We start from the raw sequence: 19,157 nt of genomic DNA on the forward strand, positions 1-19,157 counted from the left end.
ATGAAACGTCAGACTTGAGAAGTGAAAAACGAGGCCTGATAATATCACATTTCACGATTGACGTCTCACATCTACTCGCCTTTCCCGTTTGCCGTATCTTTGCATTTCACTAATATTTTTCTTTTGAACAAACCAATATCAGCCGCTTTAAAAATTCCTGAGTTTAGAAACTTCATCATTGGTCGTTTTGTTTTTGTAATGGGCATCCGCATGATGGGCACATTGGTTGCCTGGTGGATGTACGAATTAACAAGAGATGCTTTTTACATTGGCATGATCGGGCTGGCAGAAGCTATTCCCGCCGTTTCGTTAGCATTATATGCAGGACTTGTAATTGATAAAAGCGAGAAAAGAAAATTATTGGTTAGCACGGTTATATTATATGCTGTTGCAGCAGCTATTCTATTAGGCACTTCAACACATTGGTTTAATGACGCATTTGGCAAAAAAGTTATCATTGCCTTTGTTTATAGTATTATTTTTTGCACAGGTATTGTAAGAGCGTTTACCGGTCCAAGTTTTGGCGCTATCATTGCGTCATTGGTACCAAGAGAATTATTAACCACTGCGTCACAATTAAATTCATCTGCGTATTTAACAGCCAGCATATCAGGGCATGCTTTGGCTGGATTTTTAATTGCAGGGATAAATGTAACAGGTACTTTTTTAGTGATTACAATATTTATTGCTGTTGCCAGTTTTTTATTATCCAGGATCAAAGAAATACCGCCGATCATAAGCGCTGAAAAGAAAACACTGGAAGCGGTTGGTGAAGGATTGAAATATGTTTTAAAAACAAAAGAAGTGTTGGGTGCTTTGTCACTAGATCTGTTCGCTGTACTTTTTGGTGGCGCTGTTGCAATGGTGCCTGTGTATGCAAAAGATATTTTACATGTTGGTCCCATTGGTTTTGGCTGGCTCAATGCTGCTGCAGATATAGGATCCATCTGCATGGTACTTTCGCTTACATTAACTCCATTAAAACGTAAACAAGGATTAAAATTATTGTTAGCCGTTGCCGGCTTCGGTATTTGCATTATTGTATTTGGACTTTCTAAATGGTATTGGCTTTCCTTTGGAGCATTGTTGATCAGTGGCATTTTGGACGGCGTAAGCGTAGTAGTGCGCAGCAATATCGTGCAATTAAAAACTCCTGATGAATTACGCGGAAGGGTAATGAGCGTAAACTCTATGTTCATCAATTCATCTAACGAAATTGGACAGTTCGAAAGTGGTGTTTCTGCAAAACTGATGGGCAATGTTGCGTCTGTGGTTTTTGGTGGCTGCATGACGGTCTTAGTAGTGATCTTTACAGCTATTAAGGCGCCTGCTTTAAAAAAGATGGAATATTAGTTTTCTATTTTGATACCGGCATTTTCCTTTATTCAACATCGTTGTGTCACATTTCGTTCATCGGCATTGCTACTATTAAGCTTTTATTAAAGCAGCTCATAAAGGTCTCCTCAAAAATAATTTCGAAAAATAAATACATTGCAGACAACAACGTAAAAAAGTTTTGTCTCTTATTATGCAAAGGCCCGTTTTTACGAAGTTTACCTATAAAAAAGCAAAAATGTACAGATGAAAAAGATACTGGCATTGGTACTGTTCATTGTTATCACATTTTGCCTGCTGAATTCCTGCAGAAAAGATGAGAATGATGAACAGTATACACCAATAGATACGCATATTATTCCCGATTTTACACCTAAAGTAATTGCAACGGTAAGCGGTTTTATTACAGATGAAAACAACAATGCAGTTGAAGGCGCTTTTGTTACAGCAGGTACAGCCTCTGCCACTACTGATAAATTTGGCTATTTTACTATCGGTAATGCTTCCTTTTCCAAGGCAGCCGCATTTATACAGGTAAGTATGAGTGGTTATTTCAATGGTTATAGAACATTTGTAGCTAATGAAGGAAAAGAAAGTTTTATCCGCTTAAAATTAATCCCTAAAAAAACAATAGGCACTATTAATGCTACTACAGGCGGAGCCATAACTACTACAGAAGGCGCTTCTGTTACATTACCTGCTGATGCAGTAGTTACAGCATCTAACAATGTAGCATATAGCGGTGTAATAAATGTGGCAGCACATTGGATCGATCCTTCATCAGATGACCTGCCTTTAAACATGCCCGGCAACTTGTGCGGAATAGACACCGCCGGTTATTTAAATGCATTAATTACCTACGGCATGTTAGCCGTTGAATTGACTGATCAAAATGGCAATCTATTGCAAATAGCCAATGGAAAATTAGCTACCATCAGTTTCCCTATCCCACAAGAATTAGCGTCCATTGCTCCTGCAAGCATTCCTTTGTGGTCATTTAATGTAACAAATGGTCTATGGCTGCAAGAAAGCCAGGCAACAAAAACAGGAAATAATTATACCGGGCAGGTAAATCATTTCTCCTATTGGAATTGCGATATCGGTTTACCTTTAGTTTATTTCAAAGCACAGGTTGTAGATGAGTCGCTTCATCCTTTAATAAATGTTCCTGTTTCTTTAGCGGTTAATGGCTCACCATATACAGCCAGAACAGCTTATACCGATACTGCCGGTTATGTATATGGAATGATCCCCGGCAACTCCAATATTATATTAAGTATACTAAATGCTTGCGGTTCGCCTGTATTTGCTAAAACTTTTACTGCAGGTAATACTTCTATTGACGCAGGTACTATTACAGCCAATATCAGTTCCAATCAATCAACAATTACTGGCTTTGCAGTCGATTGTAATAATAATCGGATAATTAACGGCATTGTATACCTGATAGATTCCAACAATACCAGTAAAAAAGTAGCCATAAACGCAAACAATGGAAGCTTTAGTTTTGATATGCTTTACTGTGCAAATAAGAATATTTCAATCTTTATAAATGACCTAACGAATAATTATGTAAGTGAGGTACAAAAAATAACAGTAACGCCCGGCAATAATGACTTAGGCACTTTAACAGTATGTAATCCTGTTTTGAATTTATCTAAGTACATAGATTTTACTGTTCAGGGGCAAACACCAATTGTATATACCGATATTACTTCATCAGGAATATATAATTCTATAATTGATTCTACCAGTATTGTAATCGGATCCCCATCAACCGGTGGCATATTGAATGTGAGTTTTAAAACCGGTGGAACAGGCAGCAAACAAGCAGTAAATGGAACTTTTTGGTACAATGGATATGCCTATACCCCAACACCAAGTAGTTTTCCAATAACAATAACAGAATTTGGCGCTGCCGGTACAGGAAACATTAGCGGAAATTTTTCGAATGTAACTTTTCATAATGGTATAGCAGGAGATATAGTTATAAGCAGTTGTAGTTTCAAAGTACCACGTGATCAATAACAAAGACAATAAGCATCAACATATAACCCGTTTGACAGAAGAAGAACTGATAAAAGGCTGTATAAACAATAACACACATTGCCAGAAGCTCTTATTTGACAGATATTCCGGCAAGATGATGTCGCTTTGCCTGCGCTATAGTAACGATGAACAGGAAGCACAGGATATTTTACAGGAAGGATTTATTAAAATATTTGCTTATCTCCATCAATTCAGGTCAGAAGGTAGCCTGGAAGGCTGGATGCGCCGTGTATTTGTTAGTATAGCAACCCGTCATTTAAGTAAAAGAAAAATAAAATTTACAGATATAGAATCCGTACCCGAAAATATAAATAGCAACTTACCAATTGTTGTATCAAAATTATCTGAAGATGAGATACATAAATTAATACGCAGCCTGCCTGATGGTTACAGAACTGTTTTTAATATGAATGTGATCGAAGGTTATAGTCACGATGAAATCGGTAAGATGTTAGGTATTCAGGCTACCACTTCAAGAACACAATTATTAAAAGCAAGGAAAATGTTGCAGCAGCTTATTATCAAACAATATAACAGTATTGAAATATGAGTAATGAAAATTTAGATGATATTATAAAACAGCGTTCTCAAGATCATGAGGCGCAGGTACCCCCGGATGCCTGGGATAATATCATTAACAAAAAGAAAAGAAAACCCTACCCTTTCTTTTGGTGGCTATCGATCTTGCTCATTGGATTGATAGTGACAGGAGTGTTTTATTTTAATAAGAGCAATTCAGTATCAAACAAAAACACTGCGTCCAATACTCAAAAGAAGGAGAATTCAACTAACAACAATAATAATCAAAACATATCAACCACTAATCCTTTTTCAATAACCAACAATACAAAAACGGACAGCACTCAAACAAAAAACCTCATTACAAACAGCATAAGAAAACCAGATCATCAAACAACTAATTTCACCAACATAGAAAATACATCAACAAAGACCTCCAACTTTCCTAACAATTTTATTGCCACTACAATCAATCCAAAAGGCAATTCAAAAAATAGTAAAAGATCTACCAAACAAAAAATCCGTTCTGTCATAACTGGTGGCGAAACAGATGAAATAGCTTATGAACAAAAAAATACCGCTTCTTTTTATACTGAACGAAATAAAAAAAGCAAAACAAAATCTAAAATAATTTCACCGGATGTAAATGAAATAAAAACTGGCACCAACGAAGAAAGCACAACAGCACCTGAAGAAAACTCTATAACAACTACCACCAAAACTATTCAGCCGCCGATTGAAAATATAGAAGGCCCAATAGAACAGCTTACTAAAACAAAAGATTCATCACTCACAACCGCCGGAAAAGATTCCGGCAATTTGGTTAAGAATACAAACAGTAATAAAAAAGAAAAATCAAATAATAAATCTCATAAAAACCAGTGGTGGCTGGATGTTTCTGTTATTCCATTTTCTCCCTCGCAAGCATATGACCAACCATTGTATTTAAAAAGATATCTTACCAATAGCGATGGTTCCACATCAACTTTAACAACCAATAGTTTTAAATCAACGCTTCAATTTTCATTTGGCTTCCAGGCTTTAGTAAGAAAGAACATCAGTAATAAATTAAATATAGGATTAGGGGTATATTATTCAACAATAAAAGAAGACAACACTTTATCAGGCACCGATACAACAGTTTCTTATAACACTATACAGCGATTGGTAAACGACAATGTTAATCCGCCTTATTTAAGAAATGATACTGTCTCCAGTATTTCAACCGGACTTAGAACCATTCATGCAACTAATACTTATACACTGTTTAGTATTCCGCTTTTGTTGCAATACAATTTTATAAGTACGCCAAAAATTTCTGTAGGGTTAAACGGAGGTATTTATTTTAATGTATCTACGCAATACACCAATGTTATAAAAGGAAATATTGAGGCGCAATATCCGGACGGCACTCAACCCGCCAATTCAAATAACCGATCAAGTATAGACTACTTTGCCAGTCTCCGTATAACAAAGCCTTTTGGTAAAAAGCTTTCTTTATTCGCTGAGCCCGTTTATAGAATTAATGGCGACAAACTAAAAGTTAAAAACACATTTGTTAATAAAAAGATAGACCAGGTTGGTATTGGTATAGGACTTACTTACAAAATAAAATGAGACTACTTTATTTAGTCTCGATCAATTTTTCCAGAACATAATAAACTGCAGGACAAAAACCGGAATTTTTCAACGTAAGATTCGGGCGTTTTAAAAGCACATCTTCATCCGTATAAGGAAAACGTTCACAATCCGATGGTCGAACATCATAAATACTGCAATAATTATCGGATCCTAAAAATGGGCAAGGCTTAGTATTTACCACGTAATCACCTTCCTCATCCAGGCGAAGATAAGTTTCTATAAAATCGCCTTCCTTCATTTTCAGGTGCTTACTGATCCGTTTTATATCCGGCGTTTTAAAGCGTGGGGAGTAATTCTTACAGCAGGCAGCGCAATCCAGGCAATTAATATGGCTAAATGCTTCCTCATGCAGATCAGGCAAGGCTTTCAGTACCTTATTCTTATCTGCACGATTCAGTAACCGCTTATACTCTTTCTGCCGCTCTCCTGATTTTTTTCCCCAGTTTTGTAATAATTTCTCCGTCATTTTAGTTGTTTTTTTATTCATCAGTTTTCCACAACTCAAAAGTAGCGAACATATGGGCAATTAATCTTGTTGTGTTAATGTAAATTTGCGGCTTATTTATCCCTGTAATCTATGACCCAACTCCCGCATTGCTCCATAAAGAATAAAAAGTATAAGTGAGTGATCCTTCGTCTACGCTCAGGACAAGCTCCACGAAGCCGCTTCTTGTACAAACGCCGATAACATAAAACAAACAAAGAGGATTTATATGAACTTATTTGATAATCAACAGAATGAATTTGCAACAAGACATATTGGACCGGATGAACATGAAACAAAAGAAATGCTGGACACGATCGGTCTACAATCGATTGATGAATTAATTAAGAAAACTATCCCTGGTTCCATACGATTGAAAAAAGGGTTGGCACTTCCTGCGGCAGTGAGCGAATTTGAATATTTGAATGAACTGAAGAAGACTGCTGCAAAAAATAAAGTATTTAAAAATTATATTGGCCAAGGATATTATGACACCATAACGCCTTCGGTTATTTTAAGAACTGTTTTTGAAAACCCGGGATGGTACACACAGTACACTCCATACCAGGCAGAGATCTCGCAAGGACGTCTGGAAAGCTTGTTAAACTTTCAAACAATGGTAAGCGACTTAACAGGCTTACCAATTGCCAATGCAAGTTTATTGGATGAAGCTACAGCGGCTGCAGAAGCAATGACCATGCTGTTCAATCACAAGAACAGAAATCACGATCACATAACTGCTCCCAAGTTTTTTGTAGATGAAAAAATATTTGCTCAAACAAAAGATGTTTTAATAACAAGAGCAACACCAATCGGCGTTGAATTGGTATTTGGTGATTTTGCAACGGCTTCTTTAGATGAATTATACTTTGGCGCTATTCTGCAATATCCTAATAGCGATGGCGCTGTTATTGACTATCGCTCCTTTATTGAAAGTGCACATAGCGTGAACGCACAAGTGATCTTGGCTACCGACTTGTTAGCGCTTACTTTATTAACTCCTCCGGGTGAATTAGGCGCTGATGTTGCTGTTGGATCTTCGCAACGTTTTGGTGTACCCATTGGCTTTGGCGGACCACATGCAGCTTTCTTTGCTACAAAAGATGAATTTAAAAGAAATATTCCCGGTCGTATTATAGGTGTTAGCATCGATGCAGAAGGTAATCGTTGTCTGCGTATGGCGTTGCAAACAAGAGAGCAACATATCCGTCGTGAAAAAGCAACTTCTAATATTTGTACGGCGCAAGCGTTGTTGGCAAATATGTCGGCAATGTATGCTATCTATCATGGTAGTCAAGGTTTAAAAAATATTGCAACACGCACTCATTTGCTAGCACAAAAAATAGCAACAGCTTTAACAGAATTAGGCTTTGAGCAAACCAATGAATTTTATTTTGATACATTGAAAATAAAAGTTGCTGATGTTGCTATAGTAAAAACAAAAGCAGAAAAACAAGAGATCAACTTTAATTATTTTGCTGATAACACTATAGGAATAACATTAGATGAAACAACTACAATAAAAGATGTTCATCAGATTGCAAAAGTGTTTGCTGCAGTAGCAGATAAAAAATATGCAGTTGATAAAAAGATAAGTGAAGAAATAAACTTACCGGCTTTTGCTGTTCGCACATCAGCTTATTTATTACATCCGGTCTTTAATACACATCATAGCGAAAGCCAAATGATGCGTTACATCAAATCTTTAGAGAATAAAGACCTTAGCTTAAACACTTCTATGATAAGCTTGGGAAGTTGTACGATGAAACTGAACGCTGCGACAGAACTGATTCCTGTAAGTTGGCCGGAGTTCAGCAAACTACACCCATTTGCTCCAAAAGAACAAACGAAAGGTTATTTGCAAATAATATCAGAATTAGAAAATTATTTAAGTACGATCACAGGTTTTGCTGCTACATCTTTACAACCCAACAGCGGTGCACAAGGCGAATACGCAGGACTATTAGTTATTAAAGCCTATTTAGAAAGCAAAGGACAACATCATAGAAACGTAGTATTGATACCGATTTCAGCACATGGAACAAATCCTGCAAGCGCTGTAATGGTAGGCTTTAAAGTAGTAGTAACCAAATGCGATGATGCAGGTAATATCGATGTAGAAGATCTGAAAGCAAAAGCAGAAGAACATAAAGATGACCTGGCAGCGTTGATGGTTACCTACCCTTCCACGCATGGAGTGTTTGAAGAAAGCATCCGTGAAATTATTGATACAGTACATCAATACGGCGGACAGGTTTATATGGATGGTGCGAACATGAATGCACAGGTTGGATTAACTAGTCCGGGCAATATTGGTGCTGATGTTTGTCATTTGAATTTGCATAAAACATTCGCCATTCCACATGGTGGCGGTGGTCCGGGTGTTGGGCCGATCTGCGTAGCAGAACATTTAGTTCCTTTCTTGCCGGGGCATACAAATATCAAAACGGATGTAACTAATATTCATGCAGTAAGTGCTGCTCCTTATGGAAGCGCCAGCATTTTACTCATCAGTTACGCTTATATAAAATTGTTGGGTGCAACAGGTGTTCGCAAAGCAACAGAGTATGCAATACTCAATGCCAATTACATGAAAGCCCGTTTAGAAGAATTTTATAAAATATTATACTCCGGTAAAAACGGTACAGCAGCACATGAATTCATTGTTGATCTTCGCCCATTTAAAACCAGCGCCGGCATTGAAGCAGAAGATGTTGCCAAACGCTTGATGGATTATGGTTTTCATGCGCCAACACTTTCTTTCCCTGTTGCAGGAACATTAATGGTAGAACCAACAGAAAGCGAAGACAAAGCGGAATTGGATCGTTTTTGCGATGCGATGATCGGTATCTATCACGAGATAAAAGCAATTGAAGAAGCCAGCGCAGATAAAAAAGATAACGTACTAAAAAATGCACCGCACACACAATACGTGATCACTTCCGATGATTGGCAACATAGCTACTCACGTACGCAAGCTGCTTATCCTTTGCCCTATAGCAAAGCCAATAAGTTTTGGCCAAGTGTAAGCAGGGTTAATAATACACACGGCGATAGAAATTTGATTTGTACTTGTGAGCCGATTTCATCTTATGTAGAACAAAAAGCTGCTGTAGCTACTGTGTAGTTTTATTTTGGTACATGCATTTGTTCTTTGCTCAAAACCGTTGTGTCACATTTCGTTCATCGGCATTGCTACTATTAAGCTTTAATTAAAGCGTAGATTTTCACGCAAAGAAGCAAAGAACGCAAAGTCTTAGCGCCTTTTTAACTTTGCTTCTTTGCGTGAAAAATAATTATGAAAAAAGTCTATTTCATAAGTGGTGTTGGAGCAAGTAAAAAGCTGTTCAACTTTTTAGACCTGTCCTTTTGCGATCCCCATTTTATTGAATGGATACCTCCTTTTAAAAAGGAAAGCTTGCAACAATATGCTTTACGCTTAAAAGCACTCATGCCCGAAAATGATCCTGTAATAGTAGGCGTTTCATTAGGCGGAATGCTGGCTTCTGAAATTGCAAGAGCCTACCCCCTTTCTAAGGTCATCATAATCTCAAGCAATAAAACAAGCGCAGAATTTCCTGCTTATCTGCGAATAGGAAAACACATTCCTGTCTATAAACTATTTCCGGATAATTTCTTTACCAAACGTTCTTTCATACTCAAATACTTTTTTAATTCAAAAGGAACTGAAGAGCAAAAACTGCATAAGATCATTTTACAGGAAACAGATGTTCCTTTCACAAAATGGGCGATCGGTGCTATTCTAAAATGGAAAACAAACAATCCTCCTTCCAACATTACACATATACATGGCACTGCAGATACATTATTACCTTACTATAAAGTAAAAGCGGATTATACTATTAAAGGAGGTACACATATAATGACATTGGATAGAGCTAAAGAGATTTCAGCTTTGCTTAAAAAATTGCTTTAACAATCCTTTAATAAACTTCATTCTTGATCTTCGTTCTATTTAAGCGTAACAAAACTTAAATAAAATGAAAACAAATTTTACAAAAACAATCATACTTAGTTCAATAATTACTATTGGATTATTTTCAACAGTAAAAGCCCAAACAGCTTATAACGATCAATATTATAATAACCAATATAATAATGGTTATAACCAAAGCTGTGATCAGCAACAAAGCTTTTACTACTATCCTTCTGCCAACGTGTATTACAATCCATTTGCGAATAATTATTCTTATAATAATGGTCGTGGATGGTTAACCGTAAATGTATTACCTGCCGGTATATCTGTTTACAATGCTCCTAGATACACCGTTTATCACAGAGGTCCACAAGTTTGGTTAGACAATCCGGTTCATATAAAAAACTACAGACAAGCATCCTATTACAAACCAGTTGTTGTTAATAACCATAGAGACAGGGATTTTAGAAGAATGCAACGTAACAGGTGGTAACCGAAACCACACAAACAACTAATAAAAAATGCGGCTAACTCAGCCGCATTTTTTATTAAAATAATTTTTAAATTTATTTTCCAACCTGTATCACTCCTTTTATATTGTGGGTATCTGTTGATAACACTTTTACATCACTGGTATTTTCATCTCCCTTTACTAATATAGAATTCTTCTCAGGCAATAATCCATCTGTTAATTGAAAACCTTTTACATTTGTTAAGGCATACACAGGACTAACTGTTACTTCCGGAATTATTTTCACGGATTTCAAATCTAAATTAGCAGCATAATTCGCCACAAAACCTTTAGTAGCGCTAATAGTCACATGATCGAAAAAGATATTTTTTACCGGCATGTCTGCTAATCCATTTATATATACAGCTGTTTTTGCGCCATTACAATACACATTGCTAATGTGAAAATCCCTGAACTCTGGAGTTTTTTCCTGTATTTCAGGTTTGCCGTCGCTCTTTGTTTTTCCTGCAGGCATATCTTCATAATACGTGTCAAATGAAATTGCTTCACCCGCAATATCTCTCATATAAATGTTACACAAATAAATATCTCTTACCAATCCCCCTCTTCCATAATTACTTTTTACACGTATGCCGATATCAGTTCCAACATAATTGCAATCGGTAACGTATACATTTTGCATGCCACCATCCGTATTACTGCCAATTACAAAACCACCGTGTGCATGATAGACATTACAAGCTGCTATCAACACGTTCTTTAAATTCACGGTGCCGGGAGCATCACTTTTGCTGGCGCTCGATTTCATACAAATGCCATCATCTCCTACGCTTACATTACACTTATAAATAACTACATTTTCACAAGCGCTGATATCAATACCATCACCGTTTTGCGCATTCCATTCGTTATATACATTTACATATTTCATAGTAAGGTTGGTACACTTACTTGGATAAAATACAAATTTGGGAGAGTTTCTTATCGTTATTCCTTCAAGCAAAATATCATCGCAATTCACCAAGTACAACATATGCGGACGTAAAAAATCTCTTGCAGCTATATAATCTTCTTCGGTTGACTTAGTGGTTTTCTTTTTAATTTCTTTTATTATGCTGTCACCACTCAATGCTTCTTTGCTAGGCCACCAAACATCGTTGCTAACTACTCCTCCTGAGGTAACTAATTTCTTCCAATCGCTTTCAGGAACTTTGCTTCTTTTTACTGGTCGCCATGCATCGCCGCCGCCATCCAATATTCCTTCACCGGTAATAGCAATATTTTTCAGATCGTATCCATAAATCGGGGAAGCAGGTTGGTAATTAGTACTTTGATTAGATGTTTTTACAATCGGGTATTGCGTTCTGTCTTTTGTGAAGATTATTAAAGCACCTCTTTCTAAATGTAGATTGACATTGCTTTTCAATTGGATAGGTCCGGTAAGCCATAAACCTTCCGGAACTAATACGGTTCCTCCACCTGCTGCATTGCAGGCATTAATGGCTTTTTCAAAAGCCGCAGTATTCAGTGTTTGTCCATCGCTGATAGCACCATAGCTCTTAATAGAAAAAATAGTGTCTTTAAATTCCAGAACTTTTACTGTTGGCATTTTAAACGGCGCATTAGCAGTATACCATTCAATTGTTTTTTGCTGTGCATTTACCGATAGAAAACTAAAAAAGAAAATGATCGATATAAGAAAGCGAGGTCTCATGGAAATAAATTTTTATGACTAAGCAATAGATCAAAATTACAGCATTACGTTTTTGACTTAACTATTACTTACGAAAACGTTGCCGAACAACTATATATTCTGCCTGTTTATAACAATTAAAAGATTGTCAGCTTGAGCTCGTCGAAAGGGGACTGTAATAGTAAAGGAATATAGGGCCGTCTTCTACAAGCTCAGACTGGCAGTATAATTATTTACATGGATATACAATAAATAAAAAAGCCCCAATCACTTGAGGCTTTACAAAAAGATATACTTAGTTAGATGTACAATATTTTATAGTATTCATCTGCCATGCGATTACTGTCGAACTGGTAGCGAACATCTTTCATTCCGTTTTGAACAATGTTTCTCCATTTATTCTTATCATCGTAATAAGCAGGCAGCACCTGGTTTTCAAGAATGTCATACAATTGATTTAAATCGTATTCATCCTGTTCCTGCGTGCTCATTTTTTCGTAATCAACCGATGGAACCACAAAACCATTCACTCCGCCTTTAATAAATTCACAGATCCAGCCATCATTAGTACTGAAGTTAGCAGCGCCATTCATAGCAGCCGTCATACCGCTGGTACCACTTGCTTCACGAGGTACACGGGGATTGTTCAACCATATATCAGCTACTTGTTTCAAGCTTTTACTTAAGCCTAATTCGTAACCAATACATACTGCCACATTTTTATACTGTTTGCTTAAATTAACTAAATGATTAAAATCGCTGATAGCCGGGTTGTCCAACGGATAAGGCTTTCCTGCCCAAACCATTTGCACCGGGTATTTTGTATTGCTCATTAAAGCCTGGAAACGCTTATGATCTCTTGTAATTAATTCCGCTCTTTTATAACCTGCAAAACGACGAGCCCACACAATTGTTAACACATTCGGATCTAATATTTTTCCTGACTGATCGGCAATGATCTCCATTGCTCTTTTCTTTGTATAGATCTTTCGTTCATCAAAAGCCGCATCATTCTTTTCTTCCATTGCTTTATACAAATGCTTATCAGACCAGTATAACCAGTTTTGAGCGTTGGTGATGGATTTTATTTCGCATACACCCGGATATTTGCCCCACATTTTTCTGCTTACTTCGCCATGTAATTGCGAAACACCGTTTGCCAGCTTTGCAAAACGCAATGCCGCCAAAGAATGATTGAACTGGTCATCTTCCATACCGGTTATTTTGCGTACATCATCAATATGCATTCCGCAGAAATAACTCATCTTTTCACACAAATGAATATCGTGCTTTTCATTCCCTGCTTCTTCCGGCGTGTGTGTGGTAAACACTACACGTTTCTTTACTTCCTGGAGGTTATTATATTTTCTGTATAAATAAAATGCAGCACTAATGCCATGTGCTTCATTAAAATGATATAGATCGGGATTAAAATTTAATTCGTCAATCAATTTAGCACCGCCAATACCTAGCAAAATAAACTGCGCCACTTTTGTAGCTACGTTACCATCATACAACCGATGAGTGATGGTTTGAGAAACGTAATCATTCTCGGGTAAATCAGTTGTAAGAAAAAATAAAGGTGCTGTATTAAATGTATTCGGATTGAGATACATGGCTTTGACCCAAACCGGGTGACTGTGAATTTCTATTTGAAACTTAATGCCTGTATCTTCTAAAAAATTATAAATTTTTTCGTTCCATTGAACCTGTAAAGTTTGATCTGAATTGCGTGCCTGATCGTAATAGCCATATTTCCATAAAATGCCGATACCGATCAAATTCTGTTTTAACTCATACGCACTACGCATATGTGAACCTGATAAAAAGCCTAAACCGCCGCTGTAAATTTTTAAAGGTTGATGAACAGCAAACTCCATTGAAAAATACGCAACCTTTTTACTATACCTTGAATCGATTGCGAAAGGAACATTAAAATTGGTAAAACTCATAAGGGAAAATCAGTTAGTGAGGGCACAATTTAAGGGAATTTTGAAGAAAAAAAGTTCTGCCGGATGCCCAAATGCAATAAAAATCAAACGCTTATACGTAACCAGACTGCTTAATTTTTTGTTGTTTATTTTAGTTCCAGGCATTATTCTTTCATCTCATCATCTATCATTAAGTCCTCTTTGTTTTAATTAATTATCAATACTTTATACAACAAGTACCATAACGACAATTTTGTTACTTTATTATTGTAAGCATTACTGTTTTGCTATAATAAAGCAATATTGCACCAAAAATTTATAGTGGATTAATTGTGGACATTTGTGTATAAATTACACAATAAAATAGAACTACTTAATAATTGCTGTCACTTCAATTTCAATTAATAAATCTTTATCGATCAGCCTGCTTATTTCTACCATTGTAGCTACCGGTTTAATCTCCTTAAAAAATTCGCCATGAGCTTTTCCTACTTGCTCCCAATCATTTATATTAACAACAAACATCCTTGTACGTACTACATCCTTTAAAGAAGCCCCTGCCTGTTGCAATGCCTTTTCAATTTTTTGTAGAATGAATTGTGTTTGTGCATATACATCACCCTTACCAATTATAGTTTCGCCATTAACTGCCGTTGTGCCCGCTACTTCCACGACATTTCCAATACGTACTGCTCTTGAATAGCCCACAACATCCTCCCATGGTGAGCCGGAACCAATATTTATGCGTTCAGCCATATATCATTAATTTTGTTAGGATGATTGAAGTTAAAGATTTATCACTTAGCGAAGTACACGCTACTATTGATACTACCCGCAAAAAAACAGGCTGGAGAAAAGCGCTGTCGTTTTTAGGCCCTGCTTACTTGATAAGTGTTGGTTATATGGACCCGGGCAACTGGGAATCAGATATACAAGGTGGAAGCAAATTTGGATACTCATTGGTTTGGGTATTACTGATGAGTAACTTAATGGCATTGCTTTTACAAGGCTTATCTGCACGTTTAGGAATTGTAAGAGGACTGGACCTTGCTCAGGCCAACAGAAAGACTTACCCAAAGCACATCAACTTTATCTTGTACATTTTTGCCGAGATAGCTATTGCCGCCTGCGACCTGGCAGAAGTATTGGGAATGGCGATAGGTATTCAATTATTAACCGGGTTACCGTTAATATGGGGCGTTTCTATTACAGTACTGGATACTTTTCTTTTGTTGTACTTACAGAAGTTAGGCATGCGAAAAATGGAAGCATTTATTATTGCATTGATTGCAGTAGTTGCTGCTGCCTTTTTAATTGAAATATTAATTGCAAAACCTCAACTTGTTGAAGTTGCCCATGGACTTATACCTTCTTTAGCAAATGAGCAGGCTACCTATATTGCCATTGCTATTATTGGCGCAACCGTAATGCCGCACAATTTGTATTTACACTCTGCATTGGTGCAAACTAGAAAAATTGAACGGTCTGAAAAGGGCATTAGTGAAGCTATTCGTTTTAATCGTATTGACAGCACCATTGCATTAAACATTGCCTTTCTAGTAAATGCTGCTATATTGATCTTAGCTGCTACTACTTTTTTCAAAACAGGCAATTCGCAGGTAGCAGGTATAAAAGAAGCGCACCAGTTGCTTCCTTCTTTTTTAGGAAATCTGGCCCCTGTACTTTTTGCAATTGCCTTAATAGCTGCAGGACAAAGCAGTACTGTTACAGGAACATTAGCCGGACAAATTGTAATGGAAGGTTACCTGCGCTTAAGGATAAATCCCTGGGTGCGTCGTTTATTAACAAGACTTCTTGCCATTGTTCCGGCAGTATTGGTAATATTAATTAAAGGAGAGAATGATGTAGACGATCTGTTACTGTTAAGCCAGGTAATATTGAGCTTACAATTAGGCTTTGCTATTATTCCTTTGATACATTTTGTAAGTGATAAAAAAACAATGGGCGTTTTTAGTATTAAGCCCGTTACAAAAATTGTGGCATGGTTAATTGCTGCTGTTTTAGTTTATCTCAATATAAAGATGCTGATAGAAAAAGCAATTCCACATTTTGCATACAATGCTCCGTTGATGCCAAAAGTTGCAATGGTGCTATTGGCATTGTCTCTTTTAGCATTACTTCTTTATATCACTTTACACCCCTCTTTAAGTAAGAAAGAAGATACAAGACCAATACAAGTTCACCCGGATATTAATTTGGCAACCGATCTGGTGATACCCGAATTTAAAACCATTTCTGTAGCATTGGATTTTAGTGATAATGATGAAAAATTATTGGCATTTGCACTTGGACAGGGTAAGCCCTATACTAACTATATTTTAGTACATATTGTTGAAAGCGCTTCTGCTAAGCTATTGGGCAAAGACAGTGACGACTATGAAACAAGAAAAGATAAGGAGCGGATGGAGCTGTATGTAAATCAGTTACAGGAAAGAGGTTTACGGGCAGAGGGACTCTTAGGCTTTGGAAACCGTGCAAAAGAAATTGCCCGGATTGTAAAAAGCAATCATTCAGACATGTTGGTAGTTGGTGCGCATGGACACACCGGATTAAAAGATTTTATTTACGGCGAAACCGTTAATACGGTTCGTCATGAATTAAAGATACCAGTGCTGATCGTAAATTTATAACCAACAGAATATTTTTGTGACTTTGTTCTTTTGCTTCTTGTGTGAAACATTTATTCGATGAAAAATATTTTCAAAAAAGGCGATACAAAAACATTTACACACACAGTTATGGCTGCTGATGTTGCCGCTTTTGAGAATCAAACAATCCATGAAGTTTACTCCACTTTTGCATTGGCAAGAGATGCAGAATATTGCTCCCGCTTATTTTTATTGGATATGAAAGAAGCGGATGAAGAAGGCATCGGCGTTTCAATAAACATAGAACATATTGCGCCTGCTTTTATTGATGACAAAGTAATCTTTACAAGTCTTTTTGAAGCAATAAGCGGCAATAAAATAACATGTCATTTTGAAGCATCTGCCAACAATGCAATCATTGCAAAAGGGACTACCGCCCAAAAAATAGTTAAAAAAGAAAAGTTGAAATTATTGCACCACCGAACTTAATGTTTGTAACTGTTCTTTTATTTTATTGTTCCATTCTTCCTGCTTGTCTTTAATTAGACCGTTGTGTGTTTCAGTATCGTATTGATTTTGCATAGAAGACATTTGTGATGCTGTTTGTCGATATGCATTTTTAATAACGCTGTTATAATTAGCAAGTGTATATTTTTCTTCTTTCAGCTTTTTTATAAATAATAAAGTGCAGATATAGCTGATATCAAAATGATGTTGCTCATGATTTAAGATGTAATCATTACGCCCCTTTTCTTTCACCCACGAACCATTTTTATTAAAATCACAATACACCGTTATAGTTAATGTCCCTTTCCCATCTCCGTCATCATCGCTAAAAGTAGCACCATAGCCAAATCCAGCATAGGTTAATGCGGCGGTAAAAGTATTGTCATCATTCGGAGTTCCTTTAAAATCATCCCAGGTAAGTCTTTGCTTCCCGTCGTAAAAAATGAGGTTGTTATCTTTCAAGTCGGGCTTAGTAGTATATTTTACTGCTACATCAACATTTTGTGCAGATGCTCCCGTTGTTATGAGGCAAAATAAAAATAATGTAAGTATTATACGCATAGGTTTCACCATACAAACTAATTACAAATATTCTGTTTTTAATAAATGACAACTAGACTTTAAAAGTAAATTAACAAGCGTTAAAAAAGAAGAATAAAAGTATGCAGTGCAAGTGAGTGACACAACGATATTGATTAAAGAACTATTGCCTGTTCCCAAAAAAATCAGATAGCTATTGATTAAGCCTGTTCAATATAATTAAGATCTTTATGAAACGTTTCTTCGGTAAAGAATGCTGCAATTAATGAAATACAAATTACCAATACACCTGTATAAGCTGCACTTTTACTCATTGTGAAATGTTTTGAATCCTGCAATACATCTTTGTATAAAAGATTCATTAATGGCAATGATCCTCTTACCATATTTGGAATAGTAGTGGCGGCAGTTGCTCTTAAATTAGTGCCGAATTGTTCTGCTCCCATGGTAACAAACACTGCCCAAAAACCTGTGGCAAAACCCAATGCTCCGCATAAAAGATACATTACGGTGTCGTTATTATTTAACGGGCTAAAAAAGATGATGGCTGAAATAACCGTGAGTGCATAAAATATAAATAACGGTTTTTTCCTGCTTTGCATCCACTGGCTGATCATGCCAATACAGATACCTCCCAAAGAAACACCGATATAAGAAAACATAATGGACCTTCCCGAATCAATACTTGTGCTTCCATATAGTTCTTTGGCAAAACCATCGCTGTAATTCACTAAAATACCAACACAATACCAGGTGGGCAATCCAATTAAAATTGCTTTGATATATTTTAAAAACCGTTTACTATTATTAAAGAACATTAAAAAATTCCCTTTAACTACCGCATGCTGTTCTTTTACACTATTGAACATACCACTCTCGGCGACGCTTATACGAAGAATCAATAAAACAAAACCCAATCCTCCGCCGATATAATAGCAAAGACGCCAATTCTGTGTATAATGAAAAATAAAATAAGCCAATACTGCTCCACTTAGTCCTACACCAGCCACAACAGATGTACCTATGCCTCTTTTTTCTTTTGGTAATAATTCGCTTACTAAAGTAATACCAGCTCCAAGTTCTCCTGCTAAGCCCAAGCCTGCAACAAATCTTGCCCAGGCATATTGATCTACATTCTGCGTATACCCTGTAACCAGGTTGGCTACTGAATACAAAATAATAGAACCAAATAATACTGATAACCTTCCTTTTTTATCGGCCAACACTCCCCAGATAATTCCTCCGATTAAAAGCCCATACATCTGAAGGTTAATGATTTTTATACTTGCTGATTTTATACCGTCAATTGTAGTGACGCCTAATCCAATAATGCTGGGTTTGCGAACAATAGTAAAGATCAACAGATCGTATATATCTACAAAGTAACCCAATGCGGCTACAAATACAGCCATATTAAAAATGACAGACTGTTTTTTCATA

General features: G+C 36.6%; 15 protein-coding genes. 9 read left to right on the forward strand and 6 right to left on the reverse strand.

What is annotated here, in order from left to right; genetic code table 11:
- Positions 1–123: 123 nt before the first annotated feature.
- The 4 genes from K9M53_RS12700 to K9M53_RS12715 all read left to right on the forward strand — a co-directional run bounded on the left by K9M53_RS12700 (position 124) and on the right by K9M53_RS12715 (position 5,520).
- Entirely contained in the window at positions 124–1,353 is a 1,230-nt protein-coding gene (locus K9M53_RS12700) for an MFS transporter (RefSeq protein WP_224015439.1), read from the forward strand.
- A 228-nt stretch (positions 1,354–1,581) separates the two neighbouring features.
- Entirely contained in the window at positions 1,582–3,363 is a 1,782-nt protein-coding gene (locus K9M53_RS12705) for a carboxypeptidase-like regulatory domain-containing protein (RefSeq protein WP_224015441.1), read from the forward strand.
- The gene (locus tag K9M53_RS12710; protein WP_224015443.1) at positions 3,353–3,934 is read left to right on the forward strand and encodes an RNA polymerase sigma factor; all 582 of its coding nucleotides are present in this window, start codon (positions 3,353–3,355) and stop codon (positions 3,932–3,934) included. The genes K9M53_RS12705 and K9M53_RS12710 overlap by 11 nt, the downstream gene beginning before the upstream one ends.
- Complete coding sequence (locus K9M53_RS12715; protein ID WP_224015445.1) at positions 3,931–5,520, forward strand: hypothetical protein; 1,590 nt, start codon at positions 3,931–3,933, stop codon at positions 5,518–5,520. Before K9M53_RS12710 ends, K9M53_RS12715 begins: the two co-directional genes overlap by 4 nt.
- A 7-nt stretch (positions 5,521–5,527) precedes the next feature.
- Here K9M53_RS12715 and K9M53_RS12720 read toward each other — a convergent pair whose 3' ends face one another.
- Complete coding sequence (locus tag K9M53_RS12720; protein WP_224015447.1) at positions 5,528–6,010, reverse strand: YkgJ family cysteine cluster protein; 483 nt, start codon at positions 6,008–6,010, stop codon at positions 5,528–5,530.
- Between the two features lie 247 nt (positions 6,011–6,257).
- On the opposite strand from K9M53_RS12720, the gene gcvP reads away from it, so the two are divergent.
- From gcvP to K9M53_RS12735, 3 genes are all read left to right on the forward strand, one after another.
- Entirely contained in the window at positions 6,258–9,155 is a 2,898-nt protein-coding gene (gcvP, locus tag K9M53_RS12725; protein ID WP_224015449.1) for an aminomethyl-transferring glycine dehydrogenase, read from the forward strand.
- 171 nt (positions 9,156–9,326) lie between these two features.
- Positions 9,327–9,965, forward strand: a complete 639-nt coding sequence (locus K9M53_RS12730) for an alpha/beta fold hydrolase (RefSeq protein WP_224015451.1) — start codon at positions 9,327–9,329, stop codon at positions 9,963–9,965.
- Positions 9,966–10,029: 64 nt separating this feature from the next.
- Positions 10,030–10,458, forward strand: a complete 429-nt coding sequence (locus tag K9M53_RS12735; RefSeq protein ID WP_224015454.1) for a hypothetical protein — start codon at positions 10,030–10,032, stop codon at positions 10,456–10,458.
- A gap of 73 nt (positions 10,459–10,531) precedes the next feature.
- Here K9M53_RS12735 and K9M53_RS12740 read toward each other — a convergent pair whose 3' ends face one another.
- The 3 genes from K9M53_RS12740 to K9M53_RS12750 all read right to left on the reverse strand — a co-directional run bounded on the left by K9M53_RS12740 (position 10,532) and on the right by K9M53_RS12750 (position 14,817).
- A complete protein-coding gene (locus tag K9M53_RS12740) occupies positions 10,532–12,151 on the reverse strand; it encodes a glycoside hydrolase family 28 protein (protein ID WP_224015456.1) in 1,620 nt (539 codons plus the stop codon).
- Between the two features lie 278 nt (positions 12,152–12,429).
- Entirely contained in the window at positions 12,430–14,082 is a 1,653-nt protein-coding gene (gene glgP / locus K9M53_RS12745; RefSeq protein WP_224015458.1) for an alpha-glucan family phosphorylase, read from the reverse strand.
- 348 nt (positions 14,083–14,430) lie between these two features.
- The gene (locus tag K9M53_RS12750; RefSeq protein WP_224015460.1) at positions 14,431–14,817 is read right to left on the reverse strand and encodes a RidA family protein; all 387 of its coding nucleotides are present in this window, start codon (positions 14,815–14,817) and stop codon (positions 14,431–14,433) included.
- 20 nt (positions 14,818–14,837) lie between these two features.
- Here K9M53_RS12750 and K9M53_RS12755 point away from each other — a divergent pair, with 20 nt between their 5' ends.
- Together K9M53_RS12755 and K9M53_RS12760 are read left to right on the forward strand one after the other, a co-directional pair.
- On the forward strand, positions 14,838–16,712 hold the full coding sequence (locus tag K9M53_RS12755; protein ID WP_224015462.1) for an Nramp family divalent metal transporter: 1,875 nt from the start codon (positions 14,838–14,840) through the stop codon (positions 16,710–16,712).
- Between the two features lie 57 nt (positions 16,713–16,769).
- The gene (locus K9M53_RS12760; RefSeq protein WP_224015464.1) at positions 16,770–17,159 is read left to right on the forward strand and encodes a thioesterase family protein; all 390 of its coding nucleotides are present in this window, start codon (positions 16,770–16,772) and stop codon (positions 17,157–17,159) included.
- On the opposite strand, the gene K9M53_RS12765 is transcribed toward K9M53_RS12760, so the two are convergent.
- Positions 17,139–17,738: a hypothetical protein gene (locus tag K9M53_RS12765; protein ID WP_224015466.1), complete on the reverse strand. Its 600-nt coding sequence runs from the start codon at positions 17,736–17,738 to the stop codon at positions 17,139–17,141. The two genes, K9M53_RS12760 and K9M53_RS12765, sit on opposite strands and share 21 nt — an antisense overlap.
- Before the next feature lie 179 nt (positions 17,739–17,917).
- Positions 17,918–19,156 carry an MFS transporter gene (locus tag K9M53_RS12770; RefSeq protein WP_224015468.1) on the reverse strand — a complete coding sequence of 413 codons (1,239 nt, stop codon included), beginning with the start codon at positions 19,154–19,156 and terminating at the stop codon, positions 17,918–17,920.
- Between the last annotated feature and the right edge of the window lies 1 nt (position 19,157).

The sequence above is a fragment of the Ferruginibacter albus genome, assembly GCF_020042285.1.
GTDB classification, from domain to species: domain Bacteria; phylum Bacteroidota; class Bacteroidia; order Chitinophagales; family Chitinophagaceae; genus Ferruginibacter; species Ferruginibacter albus.

What these genes read in the sequence shown, in the direction of transcription:
- K9M53_RS12705 (WP_224015441.1), top strand. Translation starts at nt 1,582, where the DNA reads ATGAAAAAGATACTGGCATTGGTACTGTTCATTGTTATCACATTTTGC.
- K9M53_RS12715 (WP_224015445.1), top strand. Translation starts at nt 3,931, where the DNA reads ATGAGTAATGAAAATTTAGATGATATTATAAAACAGCGTTCTCAAGAT.
- K9M53_RS12720 (WP_224015447.1), bottom strand. Translation starts at nt 6,010, where the DNA reads ATGACGGAGAAATTATTACAAAACTGGGGAAAAAAATCAGGAGAGCGG.
- gcvP (WP_224015449.1), top strand. Translation starts at nt 6,258, where the DNA reads ATGAACTTATTTGATAATCAACAGAATGAATTTGCAACAAGACATATT.
- K9M53_RS12730 (WP_224015451.1), top strand. Translation starts at nt 9,327, where the DNA reads ATGAAAAAAGTCTATTTCATAAGTGGTGTTGGAGCAAGTAAAAAGCTG.
- K9M53_RS12735 (WP_224015454.1), top strand. Translation starts at nt 10,030, where the DNA reads ATGAAAACAAATTTTACAAAAACAATCATACTTAGTTCAATAATTACT.
- K9M53_RS12740 (WP_224015456.1), bottom strand. Translation starts at nt 12,151, where the DNA reads ATGAGACCTCGCTTTCTTATATCGATCATTTTCTTTTTTAGTTTTCTA.
- glgP (WP_224015458.1), bottom strand. Translation starts at nt 14,082, where the DNA reads ATGAGTTTTACCAATTTTAATGTTCCTTTCGCAATCGATTCAAGGTAT.
- K9M53_RS12750 (WP_224015460.1), bottom strand. Translation starts at nt 14,817, where the DNA reads ATGGCTGAACGCATAAATATTGGTTCCGGCTCACCATGGGAGGATGTT.
- K9M53_RS12755 (WP_224015462.1), top strand. Translation starts at nt 14,838, where the DNA reads ATGATTGAAGTTAAAGATTTATCACTTAGCGAAGTACACGCTACTATT.
- K9M53_RS12760 (WP_224015464.1), top strand. Translation starts at nt 16,770, where the DNA reads ATGAAAAATATTTTCAAAAAAGGCGATACAAAAACATTTACACACACA.
- K9M53_RS12765 (WP_224015466.1), bottom strand. Translation starts at nt 17,738, where the DNA reads ATGCGTATAATACTTACATTATTTTTATTTTGCCTCATAACAACGGGA.
- K9M53_RS12770 (WP_224015468.1), bottom strand. Translation starts at nt 19,156, where the DNA reads ATGAAAAAACAGTCTGTCATTTTTAATATGGCTGTATTTGTAGCCGCA.